This is a genomic window from Paraburkholderia sp. CNPSo 3281, from assembly GCF_024206515.1.
In the GTDB taxonomy this organism is placed as follows: domain Bacteria; phylum Pseudomonadota; class Gammaproteobacteria; order Burkholderiales; family Burkholderiaceae; genus Paraburkholderia; species Paraburkholderia nodosa.
Genome location: NZ_JAMBPS010000073.1, coordinates 18,350 through 28,441, shown reverse-complemented (window position 1 = coordinate 28,441; position 10,092 = coordinate 18,350). Strand labels below are relative to the sequence as shown.

Here is a 10,092-nt window from a genome sequence, read left to right as displayed (position 1 = left end):
CTGATGAGGTGAGCGGTCAATGCCGCCGCCGATTCCGCGAATTGCCCGCATTTCTCCGCCTTGATCCATCGATCATGGGGGGCGCACCTTCGAAATAATTCCAACATCGGAAAAGGCCTTGCACAGGACGGCAGGCCGGCAGCAATCCAGCGCCATTCCAGCAACAGACGACCGGCGGCGGCATTGACCGCTCACCTCATCAGGGGCTTAGCTTGAACATTCGCAAATTCATCGGTGGCACCAGCCGCGACGCGTTACGGCTCGTACGCGAAGCGTTGGGTGCGGACGCCGTCGTCCTGTCGAACCGCACGCTCGACGACGGCAGCGTCGAAATCGTCGCGCTCGCGGACCGCGATCTCGCGGCGATCGCGCCGGCCGATGCTGCCGCAGCCCAAGGCCTGGGTGGCCTCGCTGCCCAGGGTGGTCAAGGCGCCCCGTTCGCGCAGCCCTCCGCCGCCATGACGCAGATGCCGCGCACGCCGCGCTCAGCGCCTGGCGCCGCTGTGGCGGCGCTCGCCGCCCCGATCGGCGGTGCGAACCCCTACGCGAGCGGCATGCCGGACGTGTTCTCCTCGGTGTTCGGCGCGAGCCCGGAAGTGGGCGTCGAAAATGGCGGCGCGAGCGCCGACGCCGATGCCGATGGCGATCACGCCGCCGACACCGCCGTCTCGCTCGGCAAGGAAGCAGCGGCCGCCATCGTGCCGCTTTCGCCTTCTTCGCGCGCCGCGGCGGGCCAGCAGGCCGCGCAATCGGCGATGCCGCCGACGCTGCAATCCGCGATGCAGGCCGCGCAGTCGCAACAAGCCGTTCCGCATGCGCATTCGCCGCTGCAAATGGCGCTGCAGGCCGCGACCGAGTCGCTCGCCTCGCCGGCCTTTGCGCCATCGTTTGCGTCCACGGCACCGGCCGTGAACGCCAGCGCCCCGGCCGCCGCACGCGAAGCCGCAGCGCGGCTCGAGCAGGCCGCCGCCGCGCCGGCGGGCGACGCGCCGCGCACGATGGCCGAGACGAACCCCTGGCTGATCGACCACGCCCGCCGCATCGCGAACCAGCAGAACGCGCCGCGCGTGCCGGGCATGACGCCCGCTGCCGCCGCCGCGCGCGGTCTTGGCAGCGTCGCTGACCCGGTGCTGCCGCACGACGTCGACGCCAGCACGCCCGACTGGGCGCTCGAGGCCGCGCATGTCGCCGCGCGCCGCGCCGCGCAGCGTCTCGGCCACGGTCCGGAAGCCGCCGGTCCCGCGCCCGGCAACCGCAATGCGCAGGGCGCCGATGGCGCCAACGCGGCGCAAACCGTGAGCGAAGCGATCCGCGCGCGCATCGAGCAGGTCGTCAACGAAACCGTGATGAACGAGCTCGCCTCCATGCGCGGCATGATGGAAGAGCAGTTCGCGGGCCTCCTGTGGGGCGAGCGCCAGCGCCGCAGCCCGGTGCAGGGCGCGCTCACCAAGCAGCTGTTCGCCGCGGGCTTCTCGGCGCAGCTCGTAAAGATGATGATCGACCGCCTGCCCGAGGTGGAAACCGAAGAGGCCGGCGTGGAGTGGCTCCAGTCGGTGCTCGAATCGAACCTGCCCGTGCTCGAAGACGAAGAAGCGCTCATGGAGCGCGGCGGCGTGTTCGCGCTGATGGGCCCGACCGGCGTGGGCAAGACCACGACCACGGCGAAGCTCGCCGCGCGCTGCGTGATGCGCTTCGGCGCGAGCAAGGTGGCGCTCCTCACCACCGACAGCTACCGTATCGGCGGCCACGAGCAACTGCGTATCTTCGGCAAGATCCTCGGCGTTTCGGTGCACGCGGTGCGCGACGGCGCGGACCTCCAGCTCGCGCTCACCGAACTCAAGAACAAGCACATCGTGCTGATCGACACGATCGGCATGAGCCAGCGCGACCGCGCCGTGGCCGACCAGATCGCCATGCTGTGCGGCGCGGGCCGCCCGGTGCAGCGCCTTCTGCTGCTCTCGGCGACCAACCACGGCGACACGCTCAACGAAGTCGTGCAGGCCTACCAGAGCGGTCCGGATAACGCGCCGCTCACGGGCTGCATCCTCACCAAGCTCGATGAGGCGACCAACCTCGGCAGCGCGCTCGACACCGTGCTGCGCTACAAGCTGCCGGTGCATTACGTCTCCACGGGCCAGAAGGTCCCCGAGAACCTTTACGTGGCGACGCGCCGCTTCCTGATCCGCAGCGCTTTCTGCATTCCGCGAGAGAGTTCGCCGTTCGTGCCGCACGAAGACGATATCCCGGCGCTGCTGTCGGCACTCTCGACGCGTTCGAATTCGCAGGCTCACGAGGTCAGGTTTGGATAAGTTCGTAATCGATCAGGCCGAAGGGCTGCGGCGGCTTCTCGCGCGCGAAGGCTCGCGCGTGGTCGCGGTGACGGGCGGTGCAGGTTCGCCCGGGCGCACGACCACGGTGGTCAATCTCGCCGCGGCGCTCACCGCGCAGGGCAAAGACGTGCTCGTGATCGACGAGTGTCTGGGACCCCGCTCGGTCTGTGCGCTGGTGGGCGGCGTGCGCGGCGCAGGCAACTTCGCCGCCGTTATGCGCGGCGAGCGCACGCTCGAGGAAGCCGTGGGCCGCCATGCGCTCGGCTTCGGCGTGCTGGCCGCCTCGCGCGACAACCGGGCGCAGTACACGGCCGCGCAGCTGCAGAAGGTCATTTCGGGTCCCGCGGACATTGTCTTGATCGACGCGCAGCTCGACGCCGAAGGCGCGCTTTCGCCGCTCGCCATGCACGCGCACGACGTGCTGATCGTGATGCGCATCGGTGCGCAGTCGATCACGGACGCCTACGCGTGCATGAAACGGCTGCACTTCGCGCATGCGATCGCGCAGTTCCGCGTGCTCGCGAATCATGTGGCGAACGCGAGCGACGCGCAGGCCGCGATCGAGAACCTCGCGGGGGTGGCGAGCCGCTACCTGAGCGTGTCGCTCGACAGCGCCGGAAGCGTCGCCGCCGATCAGCACATGGCGCAGGCGCTCAGGCTCGCGCGCTGCATCGTCGATGCGTTTCCGTCGACGGCCGCCGCGCGCGATTTCCGCCACGTGGCCGCCGAATTGCCGCACTGGCCGATGCGACCCGCGGTCTCGGCGTGCTCGGCGGCCACGGCGCGCGCCAGCGCAGCGTTATTCGGCGCGACGGACGAAGTACATGAAGCGGCGGGCCAGGCACCCGCCGACGATCTGGACGGCGCGCCACAAGGCGGCGTCCAGCCCCACGCTACGCATGCAACAAACGCCGCACACAGCACGCTCGCCGCGAACGCCGATTCGTTCGTTGCGGCCGTGACGGGTGTGCATCCCGCACCCAACGCAACATCCGCGTCCGCGCCGTCCCATGTGGGCTGGCGGACCGATACGCCCGCGCAGCGGACGTCGCCGCAGCACGTCTGACGTGCGCACGACGACGCCAATAGGGGAGATGAGAAGTGGAGAGCACGATGTATAACGCTCAAGGAAAGATTTCGCAGGCCGACGTGCTCGCGAAGTACGCGCCGCTCGTCCGGCGGCTCGGCTTGCAGCTCGTCGCCAAGATGCCGGCGAGCGTGGACCTCGACGACCTGATCCAGGCCGGCATGATCGGCCTGCTCGACGCGGCCAACCGCTACAAGGAAGATCAGGGCGCGCAGTTCGAGACCTATGCGAGCCAGCGCATTCGCGGCGCAATGCTCGACGAGCTGCGCAGCAACGACTGGCTGCCGCGCAGCCTGCGCCGCACCTCGCGTGAAGTGGAAAGCGCGGTGCACAAGGTGGAGCAGCGGCTCGGGCGCTCGGCGAGCGAGACGGAGATCGCCGAGCATCTGAGCATGCCGCTCGACGAGTATCAGAGCATGCTGCAGGAACTGCACGGCAGCCAGCTCATCTACTACGAAGACTTCGACCGCTCCGCCGAGGACGAACCGTTCCTCGACCGCTACTGCGTCGATCATTCGGACCCGCTTTCGGCGCTGCTCGACGGCAGCCTGCGCGGCGCGCTCGTCGAGGCGATCGAGCGGCTGCCCGAGCGCGAGAAGCTGCTCATGTCGCTCTATTACGAGCACGGCATGAACCTGCGCGAAATCGGCGCGGTGATGGAGGTGAGCGAGTCGCGCGTGTGCCAGCTGCACAGCCAGGCGGTGGCGCGCTTGCGCACGCGGCTGCGCGAGATGTCGTGGGCCGGCCAGGAGAATTGAGGCGGTAGACGGTCTGCGCGGCTGCCGGCGCGGGCTGGTGCGGTGAAAGAGCCGAAGTGCGTGAGCGCTCCGGCTTTTTGTCGGTGCAGTGGACTCGCGCAAACAAAAAAGCCGAAGCATCGCCGCTTCGGCTTTTGTCTTTGGCGAACGATCTGCGTGCGCGCTTACAGCCCGAACGCCGGCAGACGTCCATCGGGACCGTACAGCATCGCGCCGTTGCCCGTTTCGCCGCGCAGGATCGAGAGCGCGCGGCGGTTATGCTCCATGCGCGTGCGGATCATCATGCCAATGGTGAGATTCTTGCGGCGCGCGCGCTCCGTCGACCCCTTGAGCAGCGCCCACTGGCTTGCAAGACGCGCATCGCCGTCGCAGGCCATTTCGATGCCCTTGCGGCCGCCTGGCAGGCCGAGGCCGGCCAGTTGCGCGTCGCGCGCCTTTTCCAGGCCCGCGAGACGCTGCGTGAGCGTCGTCTTCTGCTCGACGATCTGCGGCAGCGCCTCCATGCCGTCGGCCGACACGAGCGCCTTCTCTTCATAGGCGAGCAGCGACGCGAACGCCTCGACCGTGGCGTGTTCGTCGATCAGTGTGGCCAACAGGGCATCTTTCATTGCAAGGCACCAAAAAAGCGAGGTTTGCGCGGCGCTCGCGCATCGGGCTTCAGTTGCCCGACGTCGGCTTCATGAGGTCGCGCGCGGTCTGGATCACACCGTCGGCGATCTTGCCGGAATCGATCTGCAACGTGCCGTTGCGGATCGCGTCCTTGATCGACTGCACGTGCGCCGTGTCAATGTCGGCGGAACCGCTCGCCGCGAGCGAGCGCATCGTCGACGAGAGCGACGAGAGGCTCACGTTCGCGCCGCCTTGAGCGGCGGGAGTCGTGCTGCCTGCCGCGCCGGAGGTGGCCGCGGTGTCGGTGCTGGCGGCGCCTACGCCGGTCGAATCGGCTTGCGAGCGCGCGAGGCCATCCTGCAGCGTGCGCGGATCATTGCGGGTGGAGGAGTCAACTTTCACGATGGGCGTTCCTGATCGATTTGACCTTGATAACGGCACAGGTCGGGCCGAACTTTAGCCGAAAATCCCAACGTTACATGCTGTTACGTGTGCTGGCGCACCAAGCCGGAAACGGCCGGATCGGGCCGCCGGATGGGGCTCAGCGCACCCTGATCCGGCCCTTACCAGCGCTTACCGGCTCTAGATCTGGACCTGCACGGTACCTGCGTCCTTGACCACGCCCGAGATGATCTGGCCGGCGCTCGTGCGTACGCGCACCTGCTGGCCGGGCTCGGCGTTGTTAAGCGCGCTGCCCTCGGCGGAGATCGTGAAGTTGCTGCCTACGGCGATCACCTTGACCGTCTGTCCGATGACGACCGAGGCGGCGCTGCGCAGCATGTCGGTGCGCAGCGGCAGGCCCGCGGAAATGCGCGCGAGCGCGACGGCGCCCGTCGCCTGGTTGGGATCGGTGATGATGGTCTGCGGCAGGTTCGCGAGGTCCCCCGCGCGCGGCATGAAATCGGCGGCCGAAAGGGCTTCGCCCGCGCCGATCTGGCGCGAGGCCACGTAGTAGGTCACGTCCACGGCAATGCGCGCGCTCACATAGAGCGTCCACGGCTTCGCGCCGACGCAGCGCACGCCCACGGTCGTGTGTCCATAGGTGCGCGCGCCCGGCGGCATAAACGGCTCGAGCGAGGTGCAGGCGGCGAGGCCGCGCGGAAACACCGGTGCGACCGTGATGCTCACGTGGCCCGGCAAGCCCGCCGACTGCTGCTGCAGGAAGGCGAGCGCGACGGCGCGGATCGATTCGCCGTCCTGCTGGCCCGGCGGCGTGGCCTGCACGTTCGTGGCGACGGCGCTGGTATTGGGATTGGGCGGCGCGCCGGCGCTTGCGCTGGCAACCGGCTTCGCGCCCGCGAGCGTCGCCGCGCCGGCGTCCACGACCACCGGGGCGACGCGGTTCGCGGCGCTCGACAGGTTCACGCGCTGCAGCGCGCCCGCGTTGTTCGCATTGGCCGCCGGCACGCGCATGGGCTGGGCGCTCGCGCCCGGCGCGGGAACCGTGACGATGCGCGGCGCGTCGCCTTGGGACGCGCGCTCGCCGGGACCCGGAATCGTGATCATGCCGTTCGACTCGACGCCCGCGCGTGCATCCTCGGGCACGCCGCGCGAATTCAGATCGGCGTAGCTGGCCGCGCGCAGCGGCGCGGCCTCATTGGCGGGAGCGCTGCTGGCCGCCGCCGCGGCGGGCTTCTTCGCGTTGCTCGCGAGCAGCGCGTTCATCTGCGCGGCGTCGGCGCCCGAGCGGTCGCCGGGGCCCGCAATGAAGATCTGGCCGCCGGCGCCTTCAGGTTGCGCCGGAGTTTGTGCATGAGCGAGCGTGCCGCCAAAGGGCGCGCCGCCAAAGGGCGCTCCGCCCAAGGTGCAGGCGAGCACGCACGCCCAGGACGCGCGCCACGACAGCGCGCGCGCACGCCGCTCCAGGCCGGCGTGCGGCCTACGCAAGGTGGCAGTCTGCGGCATTGTCGTTCTCCATCGAATGCATTGACACGCCTCGCATTCTAGGCGGCGGCCCCCGCGCGCTAGCGTCGAATAGAGGGGCGCTTTACCGGCTATTCGTCCGATTGGTTCTTGCCACCCCCGCCTAATATTCCACTCCATGCGCAAAGGCCTTCGGACCACGCGCCTAACGTTTGCGCCGCTTTCCCCGCCTGTTGGCGAGCCCGCCGCGCTCACGCCGAATCCTTTTTCGTTTCACGGAGAACGCCCGATGCTGGACAAACTCGATGCCGAATTCGCCTTTGGGCGCGAAGCGCTCGATGTGCGCGCCACGCGGCAGGCATTGATCTCTTCGAACATCGCGAACGCCGACACGCCGGGCTACCAGGCGCGCGACGTGGACTTCGCGGCGTCGCTGGCCGGCGCGCTGCGCCAGACGGGCGCCGGCGGCACGGTGGGCATGACGGCCACCTCGGGCGGCAACGCCCAGCCGCTTGCCATGGCGCAGCCCGCGGGCGTGACGAGTGGCATGCAGATGGCGTCCACGGAATCGGGTCACATGGCCGGCGACGCGAAGCTGATCCCGACGGGCGGCCCGGCCGACACCTACAAGAGCCAGCTCATGTACCGCACGCCGGTGCAGCCCGCGCTCGACGGCAACACGGTCGATCTCGACACCGAACGCGTGCAGTTCGCCGACAACGCGTTGCACTTCGAGTCGGGCATGACGGTGGTCTCGCAGCAGATCAAGACGATGCTCTCCGCGATCACCTCGGGTTCGAGCTGATCGCCGCACGCGGCGCAGCCGGAAAACGCAGTAACGAAGCCATGAACGACCAACGCGCGCGTGACGCGCACCTGATGTGAGGTCAACGAAACCATGCCATCCCTGATGAACATTTTCAGCGTTGCGGGCTCCGCCATGACGGCGGAATCGCAGCGTCTGAACGTGACGGCGTCCAATCTCGCCAACGCCGACAGCACGACCGGCCCCGACGGTCAGCCGTACAAGGCGAAGCAGGTCGTGTTCGCGGTGAATCCGCTCGGCGGTGCGCGCACGGCCTCGGGCCAGCAGGTGGGCGGTGTCAGGGTGACCGGCGTCGTGGACGACCCCACGCCGATGAAAGAGACCTACGACCCCGACAATCCCTCCGCCAACGCGGACGGCTACGTGACGATGCCGAACGTCGATCCGGTGCAGGAGATGGTGAACATGATCTCGGCGTCGCGCTCGTACCAGGCCAACGTCGAAACGCTGAACACGGCCAAGACGCTGATGCTCAAGACGCTCACGATCGGGACCTGAAGCGGGGACCTTAAGCACGGCACACCGCAGTAAGTACAGAGACCAGCGGGCGCGCAACGAAGACGCGCCCGCCACCACCACACGCCAAGCACGAAGCGCAATCGAGGGAGAACGCGTTGAGTTCCAGCAACACAACCATTGGCGGCAGCACCGCCACCGTGTCGCAGCAACTGCTCGACACCATGAACGGCACGAGCTCGAGTTCGTCGTCGTCGAGCGGCACGAGCGCGAGCGACCTGCAGACCACCTTCTTGCGGATGCTCGTCGCGCAATTGCAGAACCAGGACCCGACCAATCCGATGGACAGCTCGCAGATGACCTCGCAGCTCGCCCAGATCAACACGGTCTCGGGCATCCAGCAGCTCAATACGTCGCTGTCATCGCTCTCCACGCAGCTTTCGGCTGGCCAGAACGCGCAGGCTGCGCTGCTCATCGGCTCGACCGTGCTCGCTCCGGGCAGCACCGCCGCCGTGTCGAGCGGGACGTCGCCGCAACTCGGCGTCACGCTGCCAGCGGCGGTGTCGGACGTGAAGCTCACGATCACCAATTCGGCAGGCCAGGTCGTCAACACGCTCGACCTCGGCGCGCAGTCGGCCGGCACCGTGCCGGTCACCTGGAACGGCAAGGACAGCTCGGGCAACACGGTCGCCGACGGCACCTACACGATCACCGCCAGCGCGACGACCAACGGTCAGTCCGCCACGGCAACCGCGCTCGTCGCGAGCCAGGTGCAGGGCGTGGTCCAGCAGTCGGACGGCACGGCGAGCCTCTCGCTCGCCAACGGCAAAACGGTCGCGCTTTCGAGCGTCGGCGCCATTCTCTGAACACGATAAAGGCGGAGTAGACAAACATGGGCTACCAGCAAGGATTGAGCGGCCTCGCCGCGTCGTCGAACGACCTCGACGTGATCGGCAACAACATCGCCAATGCGAACACCGTTGGCTTCAAGCAGAGCACGGCGCAGTTCGCCGACGTCTACGCGAACACCATCGCGACGTCGGTGGGCAACCAGATCGGCCTCGGCGCGTCGCTCCAGACCGTGCAGCAGGACTTCGCGCAAGGCACGATCAGCACGACGGGCCAGGCGCTGAACGTCGCGATCAACGGCAACGGCTTCTACCAGATGTCGAACAACGGCACGATCACGTATTCGCGTAACGGCGTGTTCCAGCTCGACAAGAACGGCTTTATCACCGACGCGTCGGGCAATGACCTGATGGGCTATGCCGCCAGTTCGACGGGCGTGGTCAATACGGCGCAAACCGTGCCGCTGCAGGTGCCGACCACCAACATCGCGCCGGTTGCGACCAAGAACATTACGGCGCAGCTGAACCTGAACGCGCAGGCCACGACGCCGACCACGACGCCCTTCAGCGCAACCGACTCGTCGAGCTACACGTATTCGACGTCGGTCACGGCCTACGACACGCTCGGCGGCACCCAGACGGTCAACATGTATTTCGCGAAAGACGCGACGAGCGGCCAGTGGACCGTGTATGCCGGTCAGGCCGGCTCGGTGGAAAAGCTCGGTACGGCGCAGTTCAGCTCGTCCGGCGCGCTGCAGAGCATCACGGCGGATCCGACCAACACCACCGTGTCGAGCAACGGCACGACGTCGTTCACCTTCAGCATCAACCCGGCGGACGGCTCCACGACGCCCCAGCCGCTTACGCTCGACCTCGCGGGCACGACGCAGTACGGCTCGGCCAACGGCGTGAACAACCTCGCCCAGGACGGCTACGCGAGCGGCACGCTCTCGAACTTCTCGATCGGCGCGGACGGCACCATCACCGGCAACTACTCGAACGGCCAGACCATGGCGCTCGGCCAGATCGTGCTCGCCAACTTCAACAACCCGAACGGCCTCGTGAACCTGGGCGGCAACCAGTTCCAGGAAACGGCGGCATCGGGCGTCGCGCAGGTCTCCACGCCGGGCAGTACGAACCACGGCACGCTCACGGGCGGCGCGCTCGAAGCGTCGAACGTCGACCTGACGAACCAGCTCGTCGACCTGATCACGGCCCAGCGCAACTACCAGGCGAACGCGCAGACCATCAAGACGCAGCAGACCGTCGACCAGACGCTGCTGCAGATGTAACGCGTCTAACCACGTACCGGGCA

At 68.0% G+C, this 10,092-nt stretch carries 9 protein-coding genes and 1 pseudogene; 7 read left to right on the top strand and 3 right to left on the bottom strand.

Translation table 11 applies throughout. The features are described from left to right. Nucleotides 1-212 precede the first annotated feature (212 nt). The 3 genes and pseudogenes from flhF to M3I56_RS36550 all read left to right on the top strand — a co-directional run bounded on the left by flhF (nucleotide 213) and on the right by M3I56_RS36550 (nucleotide 4,175). Nucleotides 213-2,309, top strand: a complete 2,097-nt coding sequence (gene flhF / locus M3I56_RS36560) for a flagellar biosynthesis protein FlhF (protein ID WP_254358120.1) — start codon at nucleotides 213-215, stop codon at nucleotides 2,307-2,309. After that, a pseudogene (locus M3I56_RS36555) lies at nucleotides 2,302-3,084 on the top strand (MinD/ParA family protein); the annotation flags it as partial. The gene flhF and the pseudogene M3I56_RS36555, both read left to right, overlap by 8 nt. Nucleotides 3,085-3,443: 359 nt before the next feature. Continuing rightward, entirely contained in the window at nucleotides 3,444-4,175 is a 732-nt protein-coding gene (locus M3I56_RS36550; RefSeq protein WP_254358119.1) for an RNA polymerase sigma factor FliA, read from the top strand. 164 nt (nucleotides 4,176-4,339) lie between these two features. Here M3I56_RS36550 and M3I56_RS36545 read toward each other — a convergent pair whose 3' ends face one another. The 3 genes from M3I56_RS36545 to flgA all read right to left on the bottom strand — a co-directional run bounded on the left by M3I56_RS36545 (nucleotide 4,340) and on the right by flgA (nucleotide 6,689). Next, the gene (locus M3I56_RS36545; RefSeq protein WP_028203359.1) at nucleotides 4,340-4,783 is read right to left on the bottom strand and encodes a flagella synthesis protein FlgN; all 444 of its coding nucleotides are present in this window, start codon (nucleotides 4,781-4,783) and stop codon (nucleotides 4,340-4,342) included. A 49-nt stretch (nucleotides 4,784-4,832) separates the two neighbouring features. Continuing rightward, nucleotides 4,833-5,186 (bottom strand): flagellar biosynthesis anti-sigma factor FlgM, encoded by a 354-nt coding sequence (flgM, locus tag M3I56_RS36540; RefSeq protein WP_254358118.1) that lies wholly within the window; start codon nucleotides 5,184-5,186, stop codon nucleotides 4,833-4,835. A gap of 180 nt (nucleotides 5,187-5,366) precedes the next feature. Beyond that, nucleotides 5,367-6,689: a flagellar basal body P-ring formation chaperone FlgA gene (gene flgA, locus M3I56_RS36535; RefSeq protein ID WP_254358117.1), complete on the bottom strand. Its 1,323-nt coding sequence runs from the start codon at nucleotides 6,687-6,689 to the stop codon at nucleotides 5,367-5,369. 247 nt (nucleotides 6,690-6,936) lie between these two features. Between flgA and M3I56_RS36530 the strand changes: the two genes are divergently transcribed. From M3I56_RS36530 to flgE, 4 genes are all read left to right on the top strand, one after another. Further along, complete coding sequence (locus tag M3I56_RS36530) at nucleotides 6,937-7,452, top strand: flagellar basal body protein (RefSeq protein ID WP_254358116.1); 516 nt, start codon at nucleotides 6,937-6,939, stop codon at nucleotides 7,450-7,452. 93 nt (nucleotides 7,453-7,545) lie between these two features. Continuing rightward, nucleotides 7,546-7,971, top strand: coding sequence for a flagellar basal body rod protein FlgC (gene flgC, locus M3I56_RS36525; protein WP_028203363.1), 426 nt, complete (start codon nucleotides 7,546-7,548; stop codon nucleotides 7,969-7,971). A gap of 182 nt (nucleotides 7,972-8,153) precedes the next feature. Next, nucleotides 8,154-8,795, top strand: coding sequence for a flagellar hook assembly protein FlgD (locus M3I56_RS36520; RefSeq protein ID WP_254358126.1), 642 nt, complete (start codon nucleotides 8,154-8,156; stop codon nucleotides 8,793-8,795). A gap of 26 nt (nucleotides 8,796-8,821) precedes the next feature. Beyond that, nucleotides 8,822-10,069, top strand: a complete 1,248-nt coding sequence (gene flgE / locus M3I56_RS36515) for a flagellar hook protein FlgE (protein ID WP_254358115.1) — start codon at nucleotides 8,822-8,824, stop codon at nucleotides 10,067-10,069. Nucleotides 10,070-10,092 lie beyond the last annotated feature (23 nt).

Coding starts and splice junctions, on each gene's coding strand:
- flgE (WP_254358115.1), top strand. CDS start 8,822: ATGGGCTACCAGCAAGGATTGAGCGGCCTCGCCGCGTCGTCGAACGAC.
- flgC (WP_028203363.1), top strand. CDS start 7,546: ATGCCATCCCTGATGAACATTTTCAGCGTTGCGGGCTCCGCCATGACG.
- M3I56_RS36550 (WP_254358119.1), top strand. CDS start 3,444: ATGTATAACGCTCAAGGAAAGATTTCGCAGGCCGACGTGCTCGCGAAG.
- M3I56_RS36520 (WP_254358126.1), top strand. CDS start 8,154: ATGAACGGCACGAGCTCGAGTTCGTCGTCGTCGAGCGGCACGAGCGCG.
- flgA (WP_254358117.1), bottom strand. CDS start 6,689: ATGCCGCAGACTGCCACCTTGCGTAGGCCGCACGCCGGCCTGGAGCGG.
- M3I56_RS36545 (WP_028203359.1), bottom strand. CDS start 4,783: ATGAAAGATGCCCTGTTGGCCACACTGATCGACGAACACGCCACGGTC.
- M3I56_RS36530 (WP_254358116.1), top strand. CDS start 6,937: ATGCTGGACAAACTCGATGCCGAATTCGCCTTTGGGCGCGAAGCGCTC.